At 65.4% G+C, this 26,835-nt stretch carries 19 protein-coding genes, 2 tRNA genes and 1 pseudogene; 9 read left to right on the top strand and 13 right to left on the bottom strand.

From position 1 onward, the window contains the following. The first annotated feature begins 117 nt into the window (after positions 1 to 117). The 5 genes from gyrB to ACFVH0_RS20175 all read left to right on the top strand — a co-directional run bounded on the left by gyrB (position 118) and on the right by ACFVH0_RS20175 (position 6,189). The gene (gene gyrB / locus ACFVH0_RS20195; RefSeq protein WP_385821934.1) at positions 118 to 2,223 is read left to right on the top strand and encodes a DNA topoisomerase (ATP-hydrolyzing) subunit B; all 2,106 of its coding nucleotides are present in this window, start codon (positions 118 to 120) and stop codon (positions 2,221 to 2,223) included. Positions 2,224 to 2,269: 46 nt separating this feature from the next. Beyond that, complete coding sequence (gene gyrA / locus ACFVH0_RS20190; protein WP_385821932.1) at positions 2,270 to 4,891, top strand: DNA gyrase subunit A; 2,622 nt, start codon at positions 2,270 to 2,272, stop codon at positions 4,889 to 4,891. Between the two features lie 93 nt (positions 4,892 to 4,984). Next, entirely contained in the window at positions 4,985 to 5,593 is a 609-nt protein-coding gene (locus tag ACFVH0_RS20185) for a DUF3566 domain-containing protein (RefSeq protein WP_385821930.1), read from the top strand. A 71-nt stretch (positions 5,594 to 5,664) separates the two neighbouring features. Beyond that, a tRNA-Ile gene (locus ACFVH0_RS20180) sits at positions 5,665 to 5,741 on the top strand. Between the two features lie 94 nt (positions 5,742 to 5,835). Beyond that, complete coding sequence (locus ACFVH0_RS20175) at positions 5,836 to 6,189, top strand: hypothetical protein (RefSeq protein WP_385821927.1); 354 nt, start codon at positions 5,836 to 5,838, stop codon at positions 6,187 to 6,189. Positions 6,190 to 6,271: 82 nt separating this feature from the next. Here the strand turns inward: ACFVH0_RS20175 and ACFVH0_RS20170 are convergent, their stop codons facing one another. After that, on the bottom strand, positions 6,272 to 6,643 hold the full coding sequence (locus ACFVH0_RS20170; RefSeq protein ID WP_385821925.1) for a DUF6344 domain-containing protein: 372 nt from the start codon (positions 6,641 to 6,643) through the stop codon (positions 6,272 to 6,274). 308 nt (positions 6,644 to 6,951) lie between these two features. On the opposite strand from ACFVH0_RS20170, the gene ACFVH0_RS20165 reads away from it, so the two are divergent. Together ACFVH0_RS20165 and ACFVH0_RS20160 are read left to right on the top strand one after the other, a co-directional pair. After that, a complete protein-coding gene (locus ACFVH0_RS20165; RefSeq protein ID WP_003958712.1) occupies positions 6,952 to 7,086 on the top strand; it encodes a DLW-39 family protein in 135 nt (44 codons plus the stop codon). Between the two features lie 499 nt (positions 7,087 to 7,585). Then, positions 7,586 to 8,929: a hypothetical protein gene (locus tag ACFVH0_RS20160; protein WP_385821924.1), complete on the top strand. Its 1,344-nt coding sequence runs from the start codon at positions 7,586 to 7,588 to the stop codon at positions 8,927 to 8,929. A 51-nt stretch (positions 8,930 to 8,980) separates the two neighbouring features. Here the strand turns inward: ACFVH0_RS20160 and ACFVH0_RS20155 are convergent, their stop codons facing one another. Together ACFVH0_RS20155 and ACFVH0_RS20150 are read right to left on the bottom strand one after the other, a co-directional pair. Further along, positions 8,981 to 10,336: a serine/threonine protein kinase gene (locus ACFVH0_RS20155; RefSeq protein ID WP_385821922.1), complete on the bottom strand. Its 1,356-nt coding sequence runs from the start codon at positions 10,334 to 10,336 to the stop codon at positions 8,981 to 8,983. An 84-nt stretch (positions 10,337 to 10,420) separates the two neighbouring features. Then, on the bottom strand, positions 10,421 to 10,969 hold the full coding sequence (locus ACFVH0_RS20150; protein ID WP_124719859.1) for a helix-turn-helix transcriptional regulator: 549 nt from the start codon (positions 10,967 to 10,969) through the stop codon (positions 10,421 to 10,423). A gap of 171 nt (positions 10,970 to 11,140) precedes the next feature. Here ACFVH0_RS20150 and ACFVH0_RS20145 point away from each other — a divergent pair. After that, positions 11,141 to 11,213: transfer RNA gene (locus ACFVH0_RS20145), tRNA-Ala, on the top strand. 417 nt (positions 11,214 to 11,630) lie between these two features. Here the strand turns inward: ACFVH0_RS20145 and ACFVH0_RS20140 are convergent. Continuing rightward, on the bottom strand, positions 11,631 to 14,036 hold the full coding sequence (locus ACFVH0_RS20140) for a condensation domain-containing protein (protein WP_385821920.1): 2,406 nt from the start codon (positions 14,034 to 14,036) through the stop codon (positions 11,631 to 11,633). A 100-nt stretch (positions 14,037 to 14,136) separates the two neighbouring features. Then, positions 14,137 to 15,282 (bottom strand): 3-deoxy-7-phosphoheptulonate synthase, encoded by a 1,146-nt coding sequence (locus ACFVH0_RS20135; RefSeq protein WP_385821982.1) that lies wholly within the window; start codon positions 15,280 to 15,282, stop codon positions 14,137 to 14,139. Positions 15,283 to 15,402: 120 nt separating this feature from the next. On the opposite strand from ACFVH0_RS20135, the pseudogene ACFVH0_RS20130 reads away from it, so the two are divergent. Then, positions 15,403 to 16,107: pseudogene (locus ACFVH0_RS20130) on the top strand (transposase). A 28-nt stretch (positions 16,108 to 16,135) separates the two neighbouring features. Here the strand turns inward: ACFVH0_RS20130 and ACFVH0_RS20125 are convergent. From ACFVH0_RS20125 to ACFVH0_RS20090, 8 genes are all read right to left on the bottom strand, one after another. After that, positions 16,136 to 17,365, bottom strand: coding sequence for an MFS transporter (locus tag ACFVH0_RS20125; RefSeq protein WP_385821918.1), 1,230 nt, complete (start codon positions 17,363 to 17,365; stop codon positions 16,136 to 16,138). A gap of 67 nt (positions 17,366 to 17,432) precedes the next feature. Then, positions 17,433 to 18,365 carry a prephenate dehydrogenase dimerization domain-containing protein gene (locus ACFVH0_RS20120; RefSeq protein WP_385821916.1) on the bottom strand — a complete coding sequence of 311 codons (933 nt, stop codon included), beginning with the start codon at positions 18,363 to 18,365 and terminating at the stop codon, positions 17,433 to 17,435. After that, positions 18,358 to 20,433 (bottom strand): aminodeoxychorismate synthase component I, encoded by a 2,076-nt coding sequence (pabB, locus tag ACFVH0_RS20115; RefSeq protein WP_385821914.1) that lies wholly within the window; start codon positions 20,431 to 20,433, stop codon positions 18,358 to 18,360. The genes ACFVH0_RS20120 and pabB overlap by 8 nt, the downstream gene beginning before the upstream one ends. Further along, a complete protein-coding gene (locus ACFVH0_RS20110) occupies positions 20,430 to 20,768 on the bottom strand; it encodes a chorismate mutase family protein (protein WP_385821912.1) in 339 nt (112 codons plus the stop codon). Before ACFVH0_RS20110 ends, pabB begins: the two co-directional genes overlap by 4 nt. Positions 20,769 to 20,773: 5 nt before the next feature. Continuing rightward, the gene (locus ACFVH0_RS20105; protein WP_385821910.1) at positions 20,774 to 23,110 is read right to left on the bottom strand and encodes an FAD-dependent oxidoreductase; all 2,337 of its coding nucleotides are present in this window, start codon (positions 23,108 to 23,110) and stop codon (positions 20,774 to 20,776) included. A 42-nt stretch (positions 23,111 to 23,152) separates the two neighbouring features. Beyond that, the gene (locus ACFVH0_RS20100) at positions 23,153 to 24,700 is read right to left on the bottom strand and encodes an AMP-binding protein (RefSeq protein ID WP_385821908.1); all 1,548 of its coding nucleotides are present in this window, start codon (positions 24,698 to 24,700) and stop codon (positions 23,153 to 23,155) included. A 144-nt stretch (positions 24,701 to 24,844) separates the two neighbouring features. Next, positions 24,845 to 26,005 carry a pyridoxal-phosphate dependent enzyme gene (locus ACFVH0_RS20095; RefSeq protein ID WP_385821906.1) on the bottom strand — a complete coding sequence of 387 codons (1,161 nt, stop codon included), beginning with the start codon at positions 26,003 to 26,005 and terminating at the stop codon, positions 24,845 to 24,847. Between the two features lie 92 nt (positions 26,006 to 26,097). Further along, positions 26,098 to 26,787: a hypothetical protein gene (locus ACFVH0_RS20090; RefSeq protein ID WP_385821904.1), complete on the bottom strand. Its 690-nt coding sequence runs from the start codon at positions 26,785 to 26,787 to the stop codon at positions 26,098 to 26,100. Positions 26,788 to 26,835 lie beyond the last annotated feature (48 nt).

Genomic DNA, 26,835 nt, shown 5'->3' with positions numbered 1-26,835 from the left:
CAAACCCCCATTCATGTCGGCGCTACCGGTAGACTGGTGAACAATCCCGCGTCCTTGCGGGAGTCGTCGATACAAGCCGAACGACGCAGCCGCTCCCGTTTGCCCGGAGAACGGCCTGTGCTGTGCCAGAAAGGGCGCTTCGTGGCCGATTCCGGCAACCCCAACGAGAACATTCCGTCCACACCCGGTGAGAGCGCCGAGGCTGTCGCCGCGGGCGAGTCCGCGGGCACGGGCGAGGTCACGGCCTCGTACGACGCCAGCGCGATCACCGTCCTGGAGGGTCTGGACGCGGTCCGCAAGCGGCCTGGCATGTACATCGGTTCCACCGGTGAGCGCGGCCTCCACCACCTCGTGTACGAGGTCGTCGACAACTCGGTCGACGAGGCGCTGGCAGGGCACGCGGACACGATCGACGTCACGGTCCTCGCCGACGGCGGGGTCCGCGTGATCGACAACGGCCGAGGCATCCCGGTCGGCATCGTGCCGTCGGAGAAGAAGCCCGCGGTCGAGGTCGTCCTGACGGTGCTGCACGCCGGCGGCAAGTTCGGCGGCGGCGGCTACGCCGTCTCCGGTGGTCTGCACGGTGTCGGTGTCTCCGTGGTCAACGCGCTGTCGTCGCGGGTCTCGGTCGAGGTCCGGACGGACGGTTACCGCTGGACCCAGGACTACAAGCTCGGTGTGCCCACCGCTCCGCTGGCCCGCAACGAGGCCACCGACGAGACGGGGACGTCCGTCACCTTCTGGGCCGACGGGGACATCTTCGAGACGACCGAGTACTCCTTCGAGACCCTGTCGCGCCGCTTCCAGGAGATGGCGTTCCTCAACAAGGGCCTGACGATCAAGCTCACCGACGAGCGCGAGTCGGCGAAGGCGACGCTGGGTGCGGATGTCGCCGAGGTGGCCGAGGTCGCCGAGGCGGAGCAGGCCCGCACGGTCACGTACCACTACGAGGGCGGCATCGTCGACTTCGTGAAGTACCTGAACTCCCGCAAGGGCGATGTCATCCACCAGTCGGTGATCGACATCGAGGCCGAGGACAAGGAGCGTCTCCTCTCGGCCGAGATCGCCATGCAGTGGAACACCCAGTACAGCGAGGGCGTCTACTCCTTCGCGAACACGATCCACACGCATGAGGGCGGTACGCACGAGGAGGGCTTCCGCGCCGCGCTGACCACGCTGGTCAACAAGTACGCGCGCGAGAAGAAGCTGCTGCGCGAGAAGGACGACAACCTCACGGGTGACGACATCCGCGAGGGTCTGACGGCGATCATCTCGGTGAAGCTGGGCGAGCCGCAGTTCGAGGGCCAGACGAAGACCAAGCTGGGCAACACGGAGGCCAAGACCTTCGTCCAGAAGGTCGTCCACGAGCAGCTCACGGACTGGTTCGACCGCAATCCGAACGAGGCGGCCGACATCATCCGCAAGGGCATCGCGGCGGCCACGGCCCGGGTCGCGGCCCGCAAGGCGCGCGATCTGACCCGTCGCAAGGGGCTCCTGGAGAGCGCCTCGCTGCCGGGCAAGCTGAGCGACTGCCAGTCCAACGACCCGACGAAGTGCGAGATCTTCATCGTCGAGGGTGACTCCGCCGGTGGTTCGGCGAAGTCCGGCCGTAATCCGATGTACCAGGCGATCCTGCCGATCCGCGGCAAGATCCTGAACGTCGAGAAGGCCCGGGTCGACAAGATCCTCCAGAACACCGAGGTCCAGGCGCTGATCTCGGCCTTCGGCACCGGGGTCCACGAGGACTTCGACATCGAGAAGCTGCGCTATCACAAGATCATTCTGATGGCGGACGCCGACGTCGACGGTCAGCACATCAACACCCTGCTGCTGACGTTCCTCTTCCGCTTCATGCGTCCGCTGGTCGAGGCCGGCCACGTGTACCTCTCCCGCCCGCCGCTCTACAAGATCAAGTGGGGCCGGGACGACTTCGAGTACGCGTACTCGGACCGGGAGCGCGACGCCCTGGTCGAGCTGGGCAAGCAGAACGGCAAGCGGATCAAGGAAGACTCGATCCAGCGCTTCAAGGGTCTCGGCGAGATGAACGCCGAGGAGCTGCGCGTCACCACGATGGACGTCGACCACCGGGTTCTCGGCCAGGTCACGCTGGACGACGCGGCGCAGGCCGACGACCTCTTCTCGGTGCTGATGGGCGAGGACGTCGAGGCGCGGCGCTCGTTCATCCAGCGCAACGCCAAGGACGTCCGCTTCCTCGACATCTGAGTCGGCCGTACCAGCAAGCCGCCGCCCGAAAGGACTTTGACCAGCAATGGCCGACGAGAACACCCCTGTGACACCCGAAGAGGAGCCCGCCGCCGCGGTGGGCATGCGTGTCGAGCCCGTGGGGCTCGAAACGGAGATGCAGCGCTCCTACCTCGACTACGCGATGTCCGTCATCGTCTCGCGTGCGCTGCCGGACGTACGGGACGGCCTCAAGCCCGTCCACCGCCGGGTGCTGTACGCGATGTACGACGGCGGCTACCGGCCCGAGAAGGGCTTCTACAAGTGCGCCCGTGTCGTCGGTGACGTCATGGGTACGTACCACCCGCACGGTGACTCGTCGATCTACGACGCTCTGGTGCGTCTGGCGCAGCCGTGGTCGATGCGCATGCCGCTGGTGGACTCCAACGGCAACTTCGGTTCCCCGGGCAACGACCCGGCCGCCGCCATGCGGTACACCGAGTGCAAGATGATGCCGCTGTCCATGGAGATGGTCCGGGACATCGACGAGGAGACCGTCGACTTCCAGGACAACTACGACGGCCGCAACCAGGAGCCGACGGTCCTGCCGGCACGGTTCCCGAACCTGCTGGTCAACGGTTCGGCGGGGATCGCGGTCGGTATGGCGACCAACATCCCGCCGCACAACCTGCGCGAGGTCGCGGCCGGTGCGCAGTGGTACCTGGAGCACCCGGAGGCCTCGCAGGAGGAGCTCCTGGAGGCGCTGATCGAGCGGATCAAGGGCCCGGACTTCCCGACCGGCGCGCTCGTCGTGGGCCGCAAGGGCATCGAGGAGGCCTACCGCACCGGCCGTGGCTCGATCACGATGCGCGCGGTCGTCGCGGTCGAGGAGATCCAGAACCGGCAGTGCCTGGTCGTCACGGAGCTTCCGTACCAGACCAACCCCGACAACCTCGCGCAGAAGATCGCCGACCTGGTGAAGGACGGCAAGGTCGGCGGGATCGCGGACGTCCGTGACGAGACGTCGTCGCGTACCGGTCAGCGCCTGGTCGTCGTGCTGAAGCGGGACGCAGTCGCCAAGGTCGTACTGAACAACCTGTACAAGCACACCGACCTGCAGTCGAACTTCGGCGCCAACATGCTGGCGCTGGTCGACGGGGTGCCGCGCACGCTGTCGATCGACGCGTTCATCCGCCACTGGGTGACGCACCAGATCGAGGTCATCGTCCGGCGTACGAAGTTCCGGCTGCGCAAGGCGGAGGAGCGGGCGCACATCCTGCGCGGTCTGCTCAAGGCGCTGGACGCGATCGACGAGGTCATCGCGCTCATCCGGCGCAGCCAGACGGTCGAGGTGGCGCGCGAGGGCCTGATGGGCCTGCTGGAGATCGACGAGATCCAGGCGAACGCCATCCTGGAGATGCAGCTGCGCCGGCTGGCCGCGCTGGAGCACCAGAAGATCACGGCCGAGCACGACGAGCTCCAGGCGAAGATCAACGAGTACAACGCGATCCTGGTGTCGCCCGAGCGGCAGCGGAAGATCGTCAGCGAGGAGCTGGCGGCGATCGTCGAGAAGTTCGGCGACGACCGGCGTTCGAAGCTGGTGCCCTTCGACGGTGACATGTCCATCGAGGACCTGATCGCCGAGGAGGACATCGTCGTCACGATCTCGCGCGGCGGCTATGTGAAGCGCACCAAGACGGACGACTACCGCTCGCAGAAGCGCGGCGGCAAGGGCGTGCGCGGCACGAAGCTCAAGGAAGACGACATCGTCGACCACTTCTTCGTGTCGACGACGCACCACTGGCTGCTGTTCTTCACGAACAAGGGACGGGTGTACCGGGCGAAGGCGTACGAGCTCCCGGACGCCGGCCGCGACGCCCGCGGTCAGCACGTCGCCAACCTGCTGGCCTTCCAGCCGGACGAGCAGATCGCGCAGATCCTGGCGATCCGCGACTATGAGGCCGCGCCCTATCTGATCCTGGCCACGAAGGGCGGTCTGGTGAAGAAGACCGCGCTGAAGGACTACGACTCGCCGCGTTCCGGCGGCGTCATCGCGATCAACCTCCGGGAGACGGCCGACGGCTCGGACGACGAGCTGATCGGTGCGGAGCTGGTTTCGGCCGAGGACGACCTGCTGCTCATCAGCAAGAAGGCCCAGTCGATCAGGTTCACCGCGACGGACGATGCGCTGCGCCCGATGGGCCGTGCGACCTCGGGCGTCAAGGGCATGAGTTTCCGCGAGGGCGACGAACTGCTCTCGATGAATGTTGTCCGTCCGGGTACGTTCGTGTTCACTGCCACCGACGGTGGTTACGCGAAGCGGACCCCCGTCGACGAGTACCGGGTTCAGGGCCGTGGCGGTCTGGGCATCAAGGCTGCCAAGATCGTCGAGGACCGGGGATCGCTGGTCGGTGCGCTGGTGGTCGAGGAGTCGGACGAGATCCTCGCCATCACGCTCGGCGGTGGTGTGATTCGCACGCGAGTCAATGAAGTCAGGGAGACGGGCCGTGACACCATGGGCGTCCAACTGATCAATCTGGGCAAGCGCGATGCCGTCGTCGGTATTGCCCGTAACGCCGAAGCCGGTCGTGAGGCCGAAGAGGTCGAGGGGTCCGAGGACTCCGAGGCCGCTGCGGCGGAGGGTGCCGAGAGCACGGTCGAGGGCAATGTCGAAGGCACGTCGTCTTCGGCCGGGGAGCACGAGGAGTAGAGCGTGAGTGGAGCCACGGGCGCCGGTTCGGCCGCTTCCGGAGCAGGAGCGAACGGTGCCCGTGGCCCTGCCACGGACTCCCAAGGGGGCATTGTGACGGATACCCGGGGGCCTCAGCCCCAGTACGAGGGCTACGCGACCGGGCCGTTGCCGGGTGAGCGGGAGCCCGCGCCGGGGCAGGCGAGCGGGCCGTACCACCCGCCGCAGGCGTACCCCTCGCCCGTGGGCGGGACGCAGGGCGGCCGGCCGCACGGAACACAGGGCGGCGCGCAGGGCGTCGGCGCCGCGCAGGCGGCCCGGCGGCCGCGGACGGGGGCGCGGACGACCCCGCGTACCCGCAAGGCGCGGCTGCGGGTGGCCAAGGCCGATCCGTGGTCGGTGATGAAGGTCAGCTTCCTGCTCTCCATCGCGCTCGGCATCTGCACGGTGGTGGCGTCCGCGGTGCTGTGGATGGTGATGGACGCCATGGGCGTCTTCGAGACCGTGGGCGGAACGATCAGCGAGGCCACCGGTTCGAACGAGGGCAACGGCTTCGATCTGCAGTCGTTCCTGTCGCTTCCGAGGGTCCTCATCTTCACCTCGGTCATCGCGGTGATCGACGTGGTCCTGGCGACCGCGCTGGCGACGCTGGGCTCCTTCATCTACAACTTGTCGGCGGGTTTCGTGGGCGGTGTCGAGCTCACGCTGGCCGAGGACGAGTAGGGCGCTCGGTATCGATTTTGGGACTGGCCCCGACGTGCGCTAATCTTCAGAAGTCAGCGCAGCAGCGCGGCGGGGCTATAGCTCAGTTGGTTAGAGCGCATCCCTGATAAGGATGAGGCCACAGGTTCAAATCCTGTTAGCCCCACCAGCACGAAGGCCCCTCACCGGAGACGGTGGGGGGCCTTCGGCATTGCGGCCCGAATACGGCTGTCGGCCATGACCGGCCTCAGTAGGTTGGCCGCATGTCTTCCGTACTTGTCGTTGGTTACGACCCGCAGGCACTGCCCGGCACCGACGGGGAGGCCGTTCGCGCGGCTCTCGACGGGGCGCTGAAGGGGTTCGCCGAGATCGGTGTCGAAGCGGCCATGACGCTGGTCGTGTTCGACGGGTCGGCCGAGCCCGCGCTCGTCGCGTCGCTGACCGAGCGGCCGTGGGACGTGGTGGTCGTCGGGGGCGGGATCCGCAAGACCGAGCAGCTGCTCCCGCTCTTCGAGCAGATCGTGAATCTGATCCGCCGCCATGCGCCGCAGGCCGCCATCGCGTTCAACACCAGTGCCGCCGACACCGTGGAGGCGGCGCAGCGCCGGCTCGGGTAGCCGAGAAGGCCGCTGAGGGCACGGAGAAGCCCCCGTCCGGTGTGAACCGGCCCGGGGGCTCAGTACGTCAGTGGAGCGGCTCTCAGGGTGGCAGCAGGGACGCGTCCCCCGCCGGGGCGCCGTGGGTGGTGCGGGCGGCGTTCCTGGTGTCCGTGGCGTCCGTGGTGTCCGCGGACAGATGGCGGGTGGCGGGCGAGGAGCCGTGGGCCTCGGCGCGGATGCGCTGCTTCATCGTGGGTGGCAGCGACCGGTCGCGCGGAAGGGTCCATCGCACCGACGGAGTGGTCGCGGTTGCCGTGGCCGCGCCCGTGTGCTCCTGGTTCGTGGTGGTCGGCTGCGTGGCGTTCTGCTCCGTGGCCTCGGCCGGGGTGCTCATGAACCCCAGTGCGGTGAGCAGTGCGAAAAGGGCGGTGACGAAGGCGGTCCAGATGGTCTTGGGCTTGAAGGTGCTCATGGCCCCTCGCTTTCGGGTGGTCCGGTTTGCTTACCTTTCTGATGATGTGGATGTGGCTCCCGATTTCATGGACCGACGCCACCGATTCGCCGATCTTCGGATGAACACCACTCGTATGGTTCAACCGGCCTCGACGGGCTTGTACCGGGCCGCGGGACCGGGGCCGTTCCGCAGGTCGGAGCGGTCCTCGGACGATCGCTCTTCCCCGGGCGCCAGTTGGGTCGCGGGCAGGTCACCGGTTGATATCGGCCGGTGTGTATAGTCGGGCGGCAGAAGTCCCCTACGTCAAGGAAAGACGAGGTCGCGCGGTGAAGAAGCTTCTCCTGGTCGCACTGGCCGCCATCGGCGGGCTCCTCGTGTACCGCCAGATCCAGGCGGATCGCGCCGAGCAGGATCTGTGGACGGAGGCGACTGACTCCGTGCCCGCAGGTTCGGGTGTGTGAGACAGAACAGCCTGATTGCGGGCCCCGGTCGCTGAGCGGCCGGGGCTTCGTGCTGTTGCGGGACCGTGACACCTGTGCTCTTGAGTTCGCCCGAGCGAATCAATACGTTGCGTGAGCAAAATGGCCGGGCGCCCGTGATCATGGCGGGGTGGTACCGGCTGGTGGCCGAGCGGGTGAGCAAGAAGGGCTCGGACGCCGCGCGTTGGCTGCTCGAACTCGTCCACGGGGTGGAAGAGCCTTTGAAGAAGGGCGTCGCGTCCGCCCGGTCGCAGCCGGAGTACGGCGAGGGTGGCGGGGGCTGCCGTGCGGGGGCTGTGGGCGGGAATGCGGACAACAGGGGTGATTCGAGAGGTGCCGGAGACAGTGGCGGTACGGGCGGGGCAGGATGGACCGGCATTGCGGCCGCTGCCGGGGCGGGCGCCGTGGTGGTGATCGGGGGGCTCGTGTTCGTACGCGGGCGTCGCGGGCGGACCGCACAGACGACGAGGGGAAGCGCGTGATGAGGCAGCGCAGCAGGGGCCGGGTGGCGCTGGCCGCGGTCGCGGCGATGTGCGCGGCGGCGGCGCTGCCGGGGCAGGCGTACGCGGCCGGGGAGCCCGCCGCGTACACCTTCGATCCCGGGGCGAAGAAGGTCGACGGTGCGGAGGCAAGCACCGACGCGTCGGCGCTGACGCCGGGATCGGTCTACCGGAGTTCGATCAAGCCCGGTCAGAAGCTCTACTACCGCCTGAATCTCGACGCGAAGACGAACGGGTACGTCTCGGCGGTGGCCGTGCCCAGGAGTGACGGCCAGGTCGCCTACGGGGACGGCATCACGGTCAGCATCCGCGACAGCACGGACCTTCAGTGCAGCTCGGAGGCCGGGCGGTTCGAGTCGGCGGAGTTCCCGCGCCCGATCGCGGCGTACGCCTACCGGATCGTGGAGAAGGACAGCAGCACCTGCCAGGAAGCCGGCACGTACAACGTCCTGATCGAGCGGGAGAGCAAGGAGACCTCCGCCCCCGACGAGTGGGACCTGGAGCTGCGCTACGAGTCGGAGCCGCAGCTGAAGGCGGCCGGTTCGATGCCGACCGACGCGCCGGAGGACTGGCCGTCGGCCTCGCCCGTGCCGCCCACCACCGCCCCGCAGAAGCGGTCCGGCGGCACCAGCTACTACGACGCGACCGGCCTGGAGACCGGCGAGTGGAAGGAGGAGGGCGGCATCAAGCCGGGACAGACCCTCTTCTACCGCGTGCCGGTGGACTGGGGTCAGCAGGTATTCGCCACCGCCACCCTGAGCAACAACAACGCCTCGGACGAATACATCGGCAGCGCGCTCGCGTTGTCCCTGGACAACCCGGCGCACGGCCATGTCGACTCCGCGACGCCGCTGTCGTACTCCGGCAAGCCCACGTCCGTCTCGCTGGATCCGCTGCCCCCGGTGGCGTACGAGAACCGGTACGACTCCAACAGCAGCGTCAGCGCCATGAGGTTCGCCGGCTGGTACTACCTGTCGGTGACGCTCAGCCCGCAGATCGCGAAGTCGTACGGCAAGAACGGGATTCCGCTGACCCTCCGGGTCAAGGTCGAGGGGACGGCCGGGAAGTCGCCCTACACGGGGGACGCCGGGATCTTCTCGGTCACGCAGGACGACAGGGACATGGCGGAGAATGGCCTGAGCGGCCCGCAGGCCGTCAAGAGCGGCCGGATGAAGATGGTCGGCGCGGTCGGGATCGGCGCGGGTTCGGTGCTGGTGCTCGGGCTCGGAGTGTGGACGCTGCTGGCCCGGCGCCGCGCGGCCACCGCCCCGGCAGCCCCGTCCGGTGGCAACCAGCCGTACGGGGGCCCGCCGCAGGCCTGGTAGCGGGGCAGGGCCGGGCCCTGTACGGCGCGGAACCCGGGGCGGCCGACGGGCTCAGCTCTGGGTCAGCGCCCAGATGCCCACCGCGAAACAGATCAACGCGAGCAGCAGCACCGGGACCGCCACCTTCGGGGACGGTCCCGGACGCCTCTGCGGGGCATGCGTGTGCGCCGGAGCGGGCGCCGGTGAATGCGCCTGCGCCGGTGACTGACCATGCTGCTGAAGGTGCGCCTGCGCCTGTGGTTGCGCCTGTGGCTGTCCGACGGTGTACGCGCGGGTGAGCGCCGGCTCGTGCTGCACGGCCGCCGTGGGCGCCTGCGAGAGATCCGGGGCGGGAGCGGCGTACGGGGACGGAGCGGGAGCCGGGAGCGGGGTGTGCGGCGTGACCGGCTGGGGCGACGGTGTGGGCTGTTGCGGAGGCGGCGGGAGGTGGAAGCTGCCCGTCTCCGACATCGGCACCGGCGGCTGGGCGTAGGGCTGCTGTGTGCTCTGGGCGTTCTGTGCGCTCTGAGGGTTTTGCGCGGTGGGCGGGACCGGGCCATCAGGGCCGAAACCGGCGGGCAGCGGCCCGAGTTGGTCGAAGACCTCGACCGGCTCGTCCTCGATCCCGGGCTCCGGCAGCATCTCGACCGCGGCCGTCAGTGCCTTGCGCGCACCCGTGGCCGTACGGAACCGGGCCTGGGGATCCGGCTGCAACAGCCCCGCGAGGACCTGCCACAGGGGCTCGGGGATCCCCTCCGGGGCTGCGGGCGTGCCGTGCGAGGCGAAGTGCTCGACGAGCGCCTGTGCGTCGGGCTTCTTGCCCTGGAGCAGATACAGCGCGACGAGGCCGACCGCGAACAGGTCCGCGGGGAAATCGGGTTCCGCGCCCATCATTTGCTCGGGCGCGAAGTAACCGGGCGTACCCACCACGTAGTTGGTCTCGGTGAGGCGCGGCTCCCCCTTGCGCATGGAGATACCGAAGTCGGACAGCCGCAGATGCGGCCGTCCCGTACCGGTCGCCTCCATCAGGATGTTGGCCGGCTTGATGTCCCGGTGCACGACGCCCTCCGCGTGCACCGTGGACAGCCCGGACAACAACTGGTCGAGGAGCGTGCAGACGAAGCGGTGCGGCAGCGGTCCGTAGTCGCCGATGACATGCGCCAGCGAACCGCCGCTCACCAGGTCCATGGTGAACAGGACCTTGTCGTCGTCCGCGGCCCAGCTCGCCGGGGCGAGCACATGCGGATGCTCGATCCGCAGCGCCTGCTCGCGGACGAAGCGCAGCAGCGTGTGCGCGTCGCTCTGCTGGAGGACCTTGGCCGCCACATAGCGTCGGCGCCGATGGTCCCAGGCCCGCCAGACGGCGCCGACCCCACCACGTCCGATCGGATCGATCAGTTCGTACCGACCGGCGAAGACCTCACCCATTGCGCTGTGCCCGCTCCCAGTTCCTGTTTCGGCCCACGGCCGGCTTTCGGGGGACAGTGCCCGGCCCGACCCGGACGAACGGTCCTAGCTCTGGTGTCCCTCGTAGTGCGCCACCGCGTCCGCGGTGCGCCCGGCGCCGTACACCCTGAGGAACTCTGCCAGTTCCGGATGGGTCGGGGCGAGGGAGTCGGCGGCATCGATGATGTCACCGGCCGCCGCGACCGACCGCATCAGCGACTGGATCTCGCGGACCACACGGCGGACGGTGGGGGCGCCGCCGGTGTGCGAGGTCTGGCCGGTGCTGGTCAGGACGGAGCCGCCCTGCGACTTCTTGATCTCTTCCATGCGGTCGGTGGCCTCGCCCGCGCTGACACTGCCGTCCGCGACCTGACCGGCCAGCTCCTGGAGTGCCTGGACCCGCTGGACGACCGCGGGGTTGCCGATCTTCGCCCGCTGGCCGCTCATCAGCTGGGAGAGCATGGGGGCGGACAGCCCGAGGGCGGCGGCGAGCCTGGCCTGGTTCAGGCCGAGATCATCGATCAGCCGGCGGAAGAGCGCGCCGAGGGGCTCCCCGTACCAACTGCGCTGAAGCTCCCTGGCTCTGGCCGTTGCCTCTTGCTGCGCTGCGTCCATGGCGTCTCCCCTTCGCTGCGGCTTCGCTGCTGCGAACCTCGACGAGCATCTTACGGAGAGTGGTTGCCGACCGGGAGCCCCCATCTTTATTGCAGGATTCCGGGGAGTACCCGGTACTGTTGTCTGCGGCGGTGGCCGGGACGCTGGGGCGTTCGGGGCTGTCCGTTGTTCGGGGCCTTAGCTCAGTTGGTAGAGCGCTGCCTTTGCAAGGCAGATGTCAGGAGTTCGAATCTCCTAGGCTCCACTTCATCAAAGGGCATCTGACCTGCGGAAACGCGGATCAGATGCCCTTTTGGTCTATACGCCGGCACCATGCCGTCGTGCTGGCCCCTCATGGCATCGATCAAGACGCGGGACGAGGTGGCAGCGCTACTTGTTCGGAGCGGCCTGGAACGCCCCGAGCACGGAGGAGGCGGTCAACGCGGTCCGCTCCCGGTATCTTCTGGGCTCGTGACGGGGGCGTCCGCCTGGTGCGTGACCTCCGCACTACCGATTCCGCTCGGCTCGGGGCGTGGCAGCCGGCGCACCTGCTCAGGCAGAGGGTCGAGGCCGATGACAATTCGGTGGGGACCACGCCGGGCGGCCTCGATCGTCTGCTGCTGAGATTGCTGGGCTCATGGGCCGATCACGGACTCCGGCCCCGTGCTGGAGCCGGCGCGAGCTAACCGACCCTGCCCTTCAGCAACGCCACGACCGCCTCAGCGATCCGCGCCGCGAAAGGATCCTTGACCGCCGCGTAGTGGTCGGCATCCACCTCCACCAGCGCCATGCCGGGTCCGAGCAGAGATCTCCAATGTGCGACAGCCTCTTCGGGCAGCTCAGCGGCTACCAGCACCGACGGAACATCGACCGGTTCGTCAGAGACGTACTCACCTACGGCCGTCCAGTGCCTTCGGATCGCGTCGAAACGCTCTCGTAGAACGTCGATCGACATCGAGGAACCCGCGGCATTCACCAGTGCTCCCAGCACACTCAGACCGTGCTCGGTGTCCCCGGGCGACAGCAGTAACTCGGTTGGGATCAGTGCCGGCGCATCCACCGCACGCAGAATCGTGTAAATGAACGAATCCAGCTCGCGGTGTGCTTCAGTCGCTGAGCTGCCGTCCGGGGCGGGCGGGTCGATCAGCAACAGCAGTGGCGGCGTGGCACCACTGTCACGCATCCGGATGGCCATGACATAGCCGATCAGACCACCAAGTGACCACCCGCCTATCACGTCCGGCATTCGGCCGGCGCCCAAGTTCTCCCGGTGGTGGTCGGCCATCCCCTCAAGGGTCTCCTGATCCCCGTCGGGGGACATGGTCACCCTCCAGCCCTCCGGCAGCGCATTCGCCAGGTCCTTGTAGGTGGCCTGGTCGGCACCACCTGCTGGATGAATGAGGTGCAGGTGTGGCTCGTCCTGCTCGCCTTGTCTCAGCAGCACGCTGTGGACAATCGGCTGATCGATCGCGACTGATTGCTCAGTGAGCTGGATCAGCTTGCCCAGCGTAGGAGTATCGAGCCAGTCCATCATGTCTATCTGCCTGCCCGCGACTTCCTGGACCTTCGCGAACAGGACGAACACCTGCAGGGAATGCCCGCCGACTGCGAAGAAGTCACTTTCCATCTCCGCCTGAGGCAGCCTCAGCATCTCGCACCAGATGTCGCGGACAGACCCTCCCAGACCTGCCTCTTTCTCCGCGATCGAAGAAGTCTGCACCTTGTTGACGACATCAGTTTGCGTGGCCAGGTTGGTAGTGGTGTGAGACCGGACGCGCAGGGTACTGATCGGCACCTCAGCTCGTACTCCCGCCTCCAGTACCTGTTCGAGGTCCGCAAGCAGGGTACGCACAGTGGTTTCGTCGAAAAGGCTGGTGTCGTACCCCGCCTCGATCACAGTTGCTTCCGGTTCTTCAAAGACGCCCAACGTGATGTGGTTGACGGCACTTGTATTGGGACTGGCCTTCAGTTCGGTTTCCCGCTCTCCGAGCAGGACGCCGGAACCGATCTTTCCGTGGTAGGTCAGCAACACACTCGGAGTCGCACCCAGGCGGTTCCTGTCTTCGACAGACATAGCGCTGTGCACCAATGAGAACGGAACCTGCTGGTGAGGCAGACTGCCCCAGAAATCATCGCGCGCCCTTCCGACCACATCATCCAGAGTGTCGCCCGCGAGTAGCTCCCCTGTTGCGATGACGACATTGGTCAGATATCCCACGCAGGCGGCGTCGCGCTCACTGAATCGATTGGCCACCCCTACCCCTACAGCCAACCGCCCGCGGACACCGCCGAGCCCGAGCACGGTGTACATGGCAGCCAGATAGCAAGCGAACGGGGTCATGCCACCACGGTCAGTCAACGCAGCTACGCCATCGGACGCCTTCGAGCTGAGTGAGTGACGTACTACCGCGCCCGGCGTGCCAGGAACGTGCTGGGGCCGCACGCGGTCAGGCATCACTGTTGCGCTCTCGACACCGGACAGAGTTCGCACCCAGTAATCCGTACCCTCCTGCCAGCTACCGTCGGAGACAGCCTTTCGGGCTCTCACCGCATACTCGGCGAACTGCACCGGAGGGTCGACAATATTCGCGCTGCCGGGTTGAGCCAGTTCAGCGTGATAAACCTCGGCCAAGTCGCGCACCACTTGCCGCATTGACCAGCCGTCCAAAACCGCGTGGTGCGCAGTTAACAACAGCTCACTGAATTCCCCTACAGTGACCAGAGAGAGGCGGGCGAGCGGAGCTTTGCCCAGATCGAACGGTGTCTTGTGGATATGTTTGGCCACTTCGTCGAGAAGATCATGCCCTGGTGACACCGCATCCTGGGCTTCTTGTGGCCATTTCATCACGTTGAGGGCGACTGCCACCTGCGCGTGGATATCCTGCCAGACCGCGCCGTCCTGGTACACGAGCGCTGTTCGAAGAACCTCATATCGGTCTACTACGGCCTGCCAGGCCCGGTCGAGTGCCGGCACGTCCAGACTGCCGACGGACATCCGCCAAGTCAGGTTGTAGAGATCCTTTTCGGATGATCGTTGCTGTATCCACCACAGCGCCTCCTGCTGTGGTGCTGAGACATAGCGGATCATGACATTCCTCCGTGCGTCCAGTCCTTGAGCAAGCATGTCGGGTGGTGTCGGGTGGTGTCGGGTTGGGGAATCGGGGGTGGTGGCACAGCCATTTACGTTGCTATTGATTTCGCCTACTGATTGCACACCTTGCCCACTCGGTTACCACCAACAGCGCTTGGCCGGGGTTCAGCCGAGGGTCGCAGAATGTTGTGTACCGCTCTCCCACCAGATTCAGTTGTCCTGAATCATATACGCACTCAGTGATTTGCTCCGGAGTGGTTTCTATATGCAAGCCACCGACTACTCCGCCGGCGCCGCATATAGCCTCCCTCGCCTGTCGCACTTCCGATATTACGTCTTTTATCAATCGGGTTTTCAGTCCGCCAGGGGTGTTCACCGTGTTCCCGTGCATCGGGTCTATCAACCAAATCACCGGGTGGTCGGCAACACGGACCGCCTTGGCCAAGCTCGTCAACTGTTCCGTGGCGCCACCTGCGCCCATACGCGCGATGAGAGTCAATCGGCCAGGTACGCGATCAGGATCCAGACGCTCACACAGGGCCAGCAATTCGTTCTCGGTGATGCCAGGACCGATCTTGCACGCCACCGGATTGAAAACCTGCGCGAGCAGTGCGACATGAGCGCCTTCAGGGCTACGGGTACGGTTGCCGATCCATGGCCAGTGTGTCGAGGTGAGGAACGTGTGTCCCCGCTCATCGCGCCGTAGCATCGGCAGTTCGTAATCGAGCAACAATGCTTCATGGCTCGTCCGTACCTGAGTGTCCCGGTTCAGGTGGGTCATGATTTCTTGCGCTGCGTGGTAACCCTCCATTATTCGTCGGGGCTGTGGTTGTCGAAGCAGCGGATCCGGTACAGGACTGTTCACCATGTGTCCGCGAAATGCCGGCAGTTCCCGACCATCAACCAGTTCGGTCGGCTGGGATCGTGGCTTGGCGAACTGTCCGGCAATGCGACCCACGCGGACAACATGCAGTCCAGTGATGTCCGTGGCGCGATCGGCCAACTGATTGAGCAGCGCGACCTTGCTGCGCACATGCGCGGATGTCCGCTCCGCCGGGTCCTCGGCACAGTCGCCTGCCTGTATCACCAACCCATTACCCAGGGCTACGTTCGCGAGGGAAGCTCGTAGTTCTCGTACGGCTTTCGCATTCACCAATGGAGGACTGACCGCCAGTCCGGCGGTCACGTCGGCGAGTGCTGCCCGATCAACCCACTCCGGCTGCTGAAGTGCCGCATGAGTCAGGACTGCGGCCCTGGAATCTTCCCGACTGTCTCGGAAAGGCTTCGCTAAAGACACAATTCTCCTGATTCTAAGAGGATGTCTCACGTGGTGATGTCATGAGGTGCGGCATCGTTGCTGCTCGTGGGTGCCGATCTGTCGCAGCGGCTTGTTCCGGATGGTCTGTGGGAGCCGGCTGCTCCGTTGCTGCCGTCGTTCAGCACGCGTCCACAGGACGGTGGAACCGCTCCGTGTGACGAGCGCGCGGTGTTCACGGCGGTCGTGTACGTACTTGACCAACGGGTGTGCCCGGCGGCAGCTGCCGGAGACGTTCGGCGTCTCGCCTGCGACGGCGCATCGCCGGTTCACCGTGTGGACCCGTACCGGGCTGCGGCGCCGCCTGCACCGCGCGGTCCTGGACGAGCTCGGCCCACGGGGTGAGCTGAACCGGGCCGCGGCGATCGTCGACGCGGCCCGGTCCGGGCGAAAAGAGGGGCTCGCTGACCGGGCCGAACCCGGTCGATCGTGGCAAGAAGGGCAGCAGGCTGCACGTCGTGTCCGAGACTCAGGGCATTCCGCTCGCCGTCGTGGGTGTCCGGCGCGAACACCCACGACAGCCTGGCCTGGCTGCGTGAGAGCGGACTCGTCCCGCGCATCGCACAGCCCGTGATCGAGTCGAGCGAGCGGCTCGGCCGGCACCGCTGGAAGATGGAGCGATCGATCGCCCGGCTGTTCGGCTATCGCAGGCTCACCGTCCGGTACGAGCGAAAGGGCTCCCACTTCCTCACCTTCCTCGGTCTCGCTGCCGCTCTCGCCTGTTACGAGAAGATCGCAGAACTCACCACGTGAGACCTTCTCCAGGAGCCAGTTCCAAACCTCACTGGGCTTCTCCTGCCGTCGCCTTCGTGGCGTCCAAGCGGAGCTCTCCCCACCGCACCGCCGGAACCATGAGGAAACTTGCTGCGACAAAGAGTGCGCCGAGCAGGATCCAGCCGAATGACCCCCAGTAAACGAGCAGGCCGGTCAAAACGAGCGGGCCGATGAGCTCCGCCACGGTGAGGCCGGATCCGAAGAACGCTTGGTACTGACCGTGTCGGCCCTCGGGGGTGAGACCGAAGCTTATCTCCCAGGTGGCGGGCATCTGCATCATCTCGCCCATGGTCTGAATCGCGGTGGCGGTCAAGAGCAGTAGCACCGCGGACCATGCCGAGCCACCACTCCCGGAGAAGGCGAAGACCACGCAGCTCGCACCGAGTAACAGGCCGCCTTTCACCACGTACCGCCCCGCGCTCGTCATGTTGGTGACACGGCGCGCCACGCGTACCTGGAAGACGACGATCGTCAGTGTGTTGAGGACGAACATTGCCGCCACAACCCATTTCGGAGCCTCGGTGTGCAGGACGATCCACAATGGCAGAGCCACGTCGATCAGTGGGCCATGCAGTACCAGGATCAGGTTCAGCAGACTTATGGCAACGTAGGGACGATCTTTAAGTACCGTCTGAGACTTCTCGCCTTTTTCCTTGGCCGGTGTCTGGGCGACGGTCGGTACCTTCAGCAGCACCAGTGCTGCTGCCAGGAAGCCACATGCGTCAAGGGCGAACGCGATGAGGTACGCCTCTCGCGTGTCGAAGAACAGCACCATGCCGCCCAGGGCGGCACCGATCGCCAGTCCAGCGTTGTACCCGGCCTGAAGGAATGCACGAACCGTGGTGATCTGGTCCTTGGGTACGACTCCGGCCAGCAGCGCCTGTTGAGCCGCGGAGCCGCTGCGCTGCCCGATGGCGTACAGCGTGGCCGCCAGCACGAACAGCGGAAAGTCGCGAATGAAGACGTAGGAGCCTACGGCCAGGGCCGCGCAGCAGTAGAAGAAGATCGCGGTTTCCCGCGCGCCACGGCGATCCGAAACGTGCCCGAGCGGTACACCAACTGCTAACGCCACGGTCCAGGCTATGGTCAGTCCGAGACCGAGCTTGGCCGGTGATAATCCGACGATTTGCGTAAAGAAAAGTGCCGACGTCACGTAATACGCACCGTCGCCGGTTCTGCTGATCAGCTGAACCAAAGCGAGGGTGCGGGCCGGACCACGCAGGTCGGTCGCTCTCATTGTTCTACTCCCGTTGCTTCCCATTACCTTCTCGTCACTCAGTGAACGGCGCGTAACTCTCTGGTGGTCATGCGCTCTCCCCGGAGGATACAAGCGCGGCGCCTGCGAACAGTTGAGCGCTCGTTTCCTGCAAGGGCCGACGTTGCTCGCCAAGGACACTGGTGACGTCACGCGACAATCGTTCGAAATCTGCGCCGCTGCCGCTCCCGACGACGTCTCGTAGGTGATCCAACCCGCGGGCAAGTGCTTCATGAGCGTCCGATGCCAGCGGGTTTCCGGACTGGATGTCCCAATACACCTCGGATACACCAGAGGTGACTCGCCCCGGCATGGCCGACAGAGCGGCATGGGGTGGAGGCGCAACGGCGACCAACTCGTCCATGTCCGCGTCGAGAGTGTGCAGTGCGTGCCCGAATGCCAGTACGGTCGCGTGCGTCAGCGCCTGCGAGACGGCGGCCGATCTATCATGACGCGATGCATCCATGCGCACGACTCGACCGCCGAACGCCTCGATCAGGGCCAACAAGTCGTCGACCAGGTGTCCGTGATGGAACATCACGGACACCACAGGCCGTCCTCGCATCCCCGGTGCTGGAGCGAACATCGGGTTGAGCGACACGGCTTGACGATCTCGGAAGCCGCGCACGGCAGTCGCCATGCGCCCCTTCACGGAAGGAGTGTCGGCCAGTAGCGCCCCTTCGGGGAGCAAGTCCATCAATGCCGGTACCGCCGCAACAGCGACCGGCTCCGGTACCGCGAGCAGCAGTAGATCCGCCCCTGATATTTCAGCGCTCACGCCATCGCCAGGTGCGCGGATGTCACCGTCGACCCAGCGGACACCCGGCTGCATCGAACCGGGAGGATGGGGGTCCACCACGCATACCGAGACGCCAGATTCAGCGAGTACCGCGGTGAACATCTGACCAATCGCACCGGAACCGCCGGCCACGACGGCGCGCCGTATATTTCCAGGAGACGTCGCGGGTTCGGAATTATTCATGCCGAACCTCGCCTTCGTCGAGCGGTGGCACAGAGCCAGTGAGCGCCAGCGCCATAGCGCGGGATTTCACCAAGGTCTCTTCGAACTCCGCAACAGGGTCGGAAAGGCTGATCACCGCGCCGCCAACTCCGAAGGAAACTCGCTCAGGTGTAGATACGATCGTACGGATGACTATGCTGAGATCCGCGGCTCCGTTCAGCGAGAACCAGCCGAGCGAACCCGAGTACACACCGCGCGGTCCCCCCTCCAGCCGATCAATGATCTCCATGGTGCGAAGTTTCGGCGCACCGGTCATGGAGCCACCGGGAAAACAGGCCCGCACACATTCCACTGCCGATACTCCCGAGCGCAGTTGGCCACGGACGGTACTCACGAGTTGGTGTACCGGTGCGTATGTCTCGACGTCGAACAGTTTCGGCACATGGACGGAACCTACCTCGCAGACGGTGTTCAGGTCATTGCGAAGCAGGTCGACGATCATCAGGTTCTCAGCACGATCCTTCTCGCTGTTCAGCAGGTCCTCACGCAAGGCCAGATCCTCTGCGGGAGTTGCCCCACGTGGTCGCGTGCCTTTGATCGGTTTGCTTTCCGCGACTCCATCCGCATTTATGGCGAGGAACCGTTCCGGGGACGCGCTGAGCACAGCAACGTCCGGAAACTCGAACAAGGCCCCGTACGGGACGGGGCTTATGTCTCGGAACAGCCTGTAGGTGTGCGACGGGTCATGAATCGTGCCGGTGGTGAACATGTTGGTGAGGCATATTTCGTATGATTCCCCGTTCTTGATCTCCTCAAGGCATTCGTGTATCCGCGCCAGGTACTGCTCGCGGTCATGACGCGGAACGAAATTGTCCCCGAGCGCCGCGGAGGTGACCGGTGGATGCCGCCGGCGGGTCTGGGCCGCGGGCAGCAATTCGAGGCGGTGTGCGGTTCTGTCGAGCCACTTCACAGCGTCCGGGTCGCTGTGATCCGCGCCCAACGCCATTAAGTACGTGCAGCGCTCGGCGTGGTCCACCACCACCGCCCGGTCGGTGAACAGCAGTGCGGCGTCGGGCGTGGGCGAGGTATGTTCGCCATGCGCCCCGATCTCGGCTTTCAGCTCATATCCCAGATAGCCGACATAGCCAAGGTTGAAGTCGAACGGGAGATCCTTGTTGGCAGGTAATTCCCGGGAGCGGAGTTGCTCGTCCAGGTACTCGAAGATGCCCTGACCTCGGTGCTCGATCACCCCATCGGCTCTCTCCACCCGCACCGTGCGAGTGCCCACCCTGTATGTCACGTACTCGGCTAGGGAACCCGTTCCGTCGCCCAATATGGAGAAGCGGGAATTCCCGTCGGCGTGCGAGCTGCTGTCCAACCAGAAGCTGCACCGCTTCCCAGCGAAGAGTTCGGCGTGCGCAGTCGCGGTGTCGGGGTAGCAAGCCAGCCGGCGAATGTGTAGCGGTTGCCTGGGAGACGACCGGGTGACGCGCGCACGGTCACGATGTCTCAGGGTGAGCGCTCTGAAGTTCCTGAGCAGTTCGCGACCGTACTCACTGGAGATGGACTCCGGATGAAACTGCACTCCCCATATCGGCTTGCTGCGGTGCCGTAGTCCCATCAGGACTCCGTCCTGCGTCCATGCGGTGCGGCTCAGCTCGTCAGGAAGTTCGGTGACCGCGAGCGAGTGGTAACGAACCGCGGAAAACGGTGACGGGAGTCCAGCGAAAAGTTCTTCGCCAGTGTGATAGATGCTCGAAACTCTTCCGTGCATCGGCTCGGGCGCATGCTGGACGGATCCGCCGAACAGTTCTGCCATGCCCTGGTGTCCCAGGCATATACCGAGCACCGGCAAATGAGATTCCAGGATCGCAGCGGCGCTGACGCCGAAGTCCCGCTGCCGGCCGGGGTGTCCAGGTCCTGGCGAGATGACTATGTTGTCGTAGTCCCGAGGGCGAAGAGCAGACCAATCCACGTCATTGCGCAGTACCGTGGGAGGTTGCCCGTTCACCTCGCCGAGTAACTGGTAGAGGTTGTACGTAAAGGAATCGTAGTTGTCGACAAGGAGTGTGCGAACCGGATTCCTCATTGCGGGCCCCCCACAATGGACTCCTCGCCATGGTGCCTCTCGTCGATCACCAAGGTCTCGACCCGGCAGGTCTCCTCGATGATCAAATCGTAGAGGCGGGACAAGAAGGCTTGGCTGACCCCGTTCTTGGCGCCGTAGTTCGCAGCACGATGCTGGACCGCGTCTATGCGGTGCGGCTGCATCATCGGCACCGCGTGCTCTCGCTTGTGGTGTGCGATCCGCACGCAGCACTCGATACGGTCCCGCACGGCATCCAACAACCGCAGGTCGATACCGTCGAGTTCGTCACGCATGCGAGTCAGACCATTTTTGTCGTCACCTTCCGTTGCGGCCATGGCATTCACTTCCTGAAGGAGGTGGTGTAGCGGGGACGGTCCTCCTGGTCGCGGTGGCCCTCACCGTCGCCGAACAGGCCGGACTCCGCCAGCAAGGCCGGTACGACCCCGATCTGCGGATCGTCATGCTCTATCGCCAATGCGCCACCTGGCCGCAGCAGCCGTCCGGCACTGGAAATCACGTGGCGAATCACGTCGAGACCGTCGGCGCCGGCGAAAATGGCTCGTGCCGGGTGATGTTTCCCGAATTCCGGCGAGATCTCCATACCGACTGGAACATAGGGAGGGTTGGCAAGCACGAGATCAACCTGGCCTCGAAGGGACATCAGCAGATCTCGATCGGCGACATCACCCGCGTGTACGGTGACCGGCGTGTCGCCCGCCGCCGCCCGCGTTGCCGCGTTGCGGTGCGCACACTCCAGCGCGGCCTCGTCCAGGTCGACCGCATGAACCTGGGCATCGGGACGGGCGTGGGCCACGGCCAACGCAACCGCCGCGGAACCCGTGCAGAGGTCGACCACAACGGGATTCTTGATCTCGGAGATGGTCGACAGGCCCCATGCCAGAAGACATTCCGTAGGGAACAGTGGCACGAACACGCCCTCGTTGACCGATACCTCCACACCACCCAACCGAGCGCGCCCGATGATGTGGCCGAGCGGTATCCGTTCGGCTCGCCTGGCCACGAGAGCACGCACCTCGCGTGCGGCCTCCTCGGATACCTGGTCCTGGGGCTCGGATGAGCCCAGGACGTGGGTCAATAACGCGTCGGCGTCCTGCCGCGGGTGCGGCACACCGCTGCTGGTCAACGTGCCAACCGTTTCCCGGGCAAGCTCTTCGACCGACAGGCTCCCAGGACTCGAACTCCGTACCGACGTGGAAGAAGCGCCGACATTCGATTCGCCGCGGCTGGCCGCGTAGTAGTCGCGCAGGGCTTTCGTGAGTGGAGGGTTCAGGCGCGATGCCGCGAGTAGTTCCGGCGGTGGCGTGAAGGTCGGATCCAGCTCCTGGGCCCGCTGCGTGTAGGCGGCGTGCAGATAGTGTTCGATGGTGGCGGGCCAGTAGATGGGGACAGACCAGTCGGACTCGTAGCCGGTTGCCAGCATGTGTGTGACGGTGGCGTCCACAACCTCTTCGCGGCTTGCGGGCTGGATAGGGGGGCGGACCGGCCTGAAGGGCTCCAGGTCGATGGAGGATTCCTCATCGAGCAGGAGCGCGGCCATTTCCCGGGCCAGCAGCGGCGACAGTGTCAGGCCGTCCCTGTAGGTACCGGTCATCATCCACAGGCCACTCAGCCCCGTCTCACCGAGCAGCGGCATTCCGTCGAGCGGCACAGGTCGGTTTCCGACCTGAATCCTGCTCAGGCCGCTATCGGCCAGGCCCTTACGGACCTGGCGATTTGCGCAGTTGAGCAGGAAGAGCACATCCGAGATGAGCGCGGTTTCTCGCGGCTCGACCGAAACGATGTTCGTCGCCCCTACATAGACCTGACCGTTAGGGCGCGGGACGACGTGCAGGCCACATGCGAAGGCGCGGTTGGGCGTGCGTATCACACTGGGCGGGCAGGTGCCGTCCTCGGTGTCCACCACAGCGGACACGCCGTAGCCGCTGATGAGCCGGGGGATCTGGACAGCCTGTTCAGGCACGCTGTCCAGGACAACTTGAGAGTAGGCCCCGGCAGCCAGCACAGTTTTTTCGGTACGCAGAACCGTGCCTGACTCCAGTGCGATCCCGTGCACTTGGCCGTTGGCATGTTCAACACGAGTCGCGCGCTCTGTGATCAGCATTCCGCCGGCAGCCAAGAACGCCTTTTCGAGGCGCATGAGCAACTCGGTGGCATTCACCGCATGCTCGTTCGGCAGGAACATCGCCTGTAGTGGACGTGCCGTGGGCTCGGCATCCAACCAGTCGATATCCTCGGGATCCACATCCTCGAACTTCTCGCCGTACTTGATGAGCGAATCACGTATGGCTTTGAAATTCCGCGTGTCAATCTCAGGCACGCCGACGGTGTTCAGCATGACGACGGTGCCCTTGGCCGTCAGCAGATCCGCGTCAGTCGAGTCGAGGCGAAGTTGGCTCAGCCACTCGGGCCACAGTTTGCTCGCCCGATAGGACCAGTCGAGCTTGGTTCGGCCGTGCTCGCTGTTCAGGTGCTCGGCCGTGACCTCCCCGAAGGCTCCAAGCATCGCTCCCGCGGCCGCGGATGCGGCGCCCGGTCGGTGCGGTTGACCAAGCACGGCCACACTCACCTTACGCCGGGCAAGTTCCAAGCCGAGCGCGAGCCCCAACGCGCCATTTCCGACCACAACGACGTCGTACGAGTGATTGCCCTCAGACATCAGTATGTCCCCATTCCGAGTCGAATCTTCCAGCTGAGCCGATCATTTCGACAATTCCTCAGCCAATCGCCGCCGGTCGACCTTTCCGTTGACATTGAGCGGAAAAGTCTCGAACGCTGTCAGCGAGGCAGGAACCATGTAAGAGGGAAGTCTTTCCCGGAGTACCCGGAACAGATCTTCGGTGTTGCCGATCCGTCCCGTGTACGCAGCGGCAAGTACCGCTTCGCCGTCGGCTGCCGACTGGGCAACCACTATGGCGTCCCGCACTCCAGGCTGCTCCCGTAGCACGGCTTCGATCTCGCCAAGTTCGATGCGGTAACCGCGCACCTTCACTTGATGGTCCAGACGTGCACAGTAGATATAGCCGTCCGCACTGATGCGAACCTGGTCACCGGTGCGGTACCAATGCCGGTCGGTAAGCCGGGTTCCCGGATCATACGGAGTCGCTTTGTCTCCGTCGTAGGTCAGGAATCGGCCATCGTTGTTCGCCGGGTCAAGGTAGCCTGCGAAACGTTGCGGACCTCGGATGCACAGCTCACCCTCCTCGGCCTGCTTGCCGTCAGTGTCCAGAACAATGCATTCCAGCGAACTGAGGCCGTAGCCGATAGGAACTGTTCCATTCGGTGTACGTGGCCATTCCGCTACCTGCTTGGGCAACACGTACTCGGTGCAGATGATGGTGAGCTCGGTCGGCCCATAGGCGTTCTCCACCACCCCGTTCGGCGCTGCCGCGTGCCAGGCTTCCGCCTGTTGGAGAGTAAGGGGCTCGCCGGCGAACATGCTGTGTCGCAGCGTGGGCATTGACCCGGGCCGGAGAGGTTCTACCCGCTGTGTCAAGGAGATCACCGAGGGTACGGAGAACCAGTGCGTGAGTCCGCGGCGTCGCACGAACCGGGCTGCCGCGAGCAGATCGTTGCGACCAGGCACCACTACCGTGGCGCCGGATCCGAACGCGGCGAACATCGCCAGCACCGACAAATCGAATGTCAAATCGAATGGTTGAACTACTCGGCACCCGGGTTCGAGTTCGTAATGTTCGATGCTGTGGCCGAGATACGCCGATATATTGCGGTGCTGGATAGGCACCCCCTTGGGCTCGCCGACGGAGCCCGAGGTGAACAATATGTAGGCCAAGTCTCCCGGCTGGGCAACGATTTCAGGCAGATCGCCCGCACCCGTGGGCAGGGTTCCCGGTAATTCGCCGGAATCCACGGCGAGTATTCGGGTGGGCAGGTCGACGCCGATCCGTTCCTGGTCGACCAGCACCAGGTCCAGCCCGGCGGCCTGACTGATTGCCGCGTTACGAGCGGTGGGGAATGACGGGTTGAGTGGCACGACCGTGGCACCGAGTCGTTGGACGGCAAGGTACCCGGCGTACGCGGAAACTGTGCCTGCTGCCGCCAGCAGACCGACACGCCCGGGCGCGACGTCGTCATTGGCACCGAGCAGCTGGACAGCAATGCTCTCGGCCATGCCTTCGAGTTCCGCGTAGCTGATCACCCGATCTGCGATTTCCAGCGCGGGCTGATCCGGGCAGCGCTTCGCCGAGGCGGCGAACCACTCATACAGAGGTATGGTTTTTGTGTTCATTCCAGTTGCGGTGCCCCTTCGAATGGGCTTTCACGCCGAACTGCCGCCGAGAAAGGTGCCGGAGGCCAGGAATTCGGATGCTTGTGGCGCGGTAAAGAGGAACCGCTCCCTCACGAACGACACCTGGCCTGCGCGACGTCGGGACTATGGCAGCCGGCTATGAGGCGTTGATCCGCTTACGACCATGACGATCCGATCGTCGGGTGCCAGATGGCCGGACTCCGCGGCCTGCCGCAGCCCACCCCAGCAGATGAAGGCGGACTTCTCCGTCTCGTACTCCAGCGGAATGTCCAGCTCAGCGCATGCATCGATCAGCAACGGAGCCTCCGCTTCCACCCGCGACGGGTCCACGGAGTCGATGCGGGCGCCGGTTTCCGCCACCAGCTGACGGACCAACGGCAACGTGCGGTTCGGGTTCGTCGACTGGAGCGTGGGTTCGAAGGCCTTCTCCGGCGGCACCATGTCACCCAGGTCGATCTCTTCACGGCCGTCCCGCAACGCCGCGCCCAGCAGCCCGGCGTCCGATGCCTGGAACAGGTGATACGTGTGTTCGCCCACTGCCGGCAGTCCTGCGGCCCGGGCGCGTCGGATTCCGCGCTCGATGCCGAGCGGGCCGTAGCCACTGGCAATCGTTACCGCGACGATCGTGGCATCGGCGCACCGCTCCGCGATCGCCAGCCCCAGCGGCGCCTTGCCCTCGATCTTCCACTGGCTCGGTGTCAGCCGCAGTGCGCCGTGTTCCTTGCTGTACGCGATGGCCGCGTCGGCCGCATCGGCCATGTTGCCCGGCACGGGCACTACGCGCGACTTGCCCATCGACCTGGTCGGACACTTGTAGGCGGATGCCTGAGGCACGAACGCCGTGCATATGATGCCCAGTCTGTCCATGTAGTACTGGTAGGACCGTGCTGTGTTGCCGGAGCTGTGCATGCACACCGACGACACCCCCCACTCAAGGCACTTGGCCGCCAGGAGCACGCCCTCGTTGTCCTTGAACGTGCCGGTGTCGTTCCAGGTCTGCGGCAGCAACCGGACGGACGCGACACCAAGCGCTTCGGCCAGCCGCGGGCTTTCCACGGGGAGTAACGCCTTGTCGTTGCTGCGCAGGTTGTCCGGCTCGGACACGGGCAGGAGCGCGGCGTAGCGGCCGACCCCAGGCGTGTCGCTGACCGCGTCCGCCCAGCTCCGAAGGTCGGCGAGTGACGGCGTCAGTGCTTCGCCGCAGCGGGTGCACAGCCATTCATTGGGGCCGTCCACAATGCCGACACCGGGCACCTTGGAACAGTTGTTGCAGATGAGTTTCATTCTCTCGATTCCTCTGTCGTCAAGTCAGCGCTCTCCATCCTGCGGCCCCGGCGAATGCGCCAAAGCCCAGGTGGCCACAGGATGAAGAACATTCAGGATGCGTCGGACGCTTGCCGGGAAAGTCGCATGATCTCGGAGACGCGCGTGGTCACCGATACCGGATCGTCGTGCCTGTCCGCGAGCGCGGCGCCGCCCATGGTGAAGCCCCAGGCGCCCGCGGCGGCGATGGCGGTGATCTGCGCCGCGTCGCGCACACCCCCCGCGATGAGAAAGGGCACGGTCGCCGAAGACGCGGTGCGCTCCATCAGCAGCTCGGGGTCGTAGGAGTTCTGCCTGTAGGGCATGAGGACCAGGCCTGCCACGCCGTGCGTCGCGCTCAGCCGCTCCGCCTCGGCGGCCAGCTCATCAGGGGAACTGTCCAGCACCAACGGGTTGCCGGACATGGATCCGACGAACGGCCAGTATTCGGGCTTCCCGCTGCCCGCGAACGCTTCCGCCGCGCTTGGCCGCCATGTTCCGACCACACGGTCCACGCCGAGGTCCAGCGCCAGCCGGCATCCGCGTTCCTGGCCGGCCTCGCTCGTGTCGGCCAGCTCCAGCAGGACCGACCGGCCGTCCGCGTGCGCGGCTTCGGTCAGGTCCCTGGCCATGTGCGGATCGGTGTCTACGTCCTTGAACGCTATGATCCGGAGTTCGTCGACCGAGAGCTTCTCGTACACGTCGACCGCGTCCGGGATGGTCCTATCCTTCTCGGTCAACATCAGAACAAAGTTCAAAGCCACTTCGTCTCACATCCTCATAGTGTAGTAGGAATATCCACTGCCGGTTGG

It is taken from the genome of Streptomyces sp. NPDC127117, assembly GCF_042677325.1.
Lineage (GTDB): Bacteria > Actinomycetota > Actinomycetes > Streptomycetales > Streptomycetaceae > Streptomyces.
This window is presented reverse-complemented; position numbering and strand designations above follow the sequence as displayed.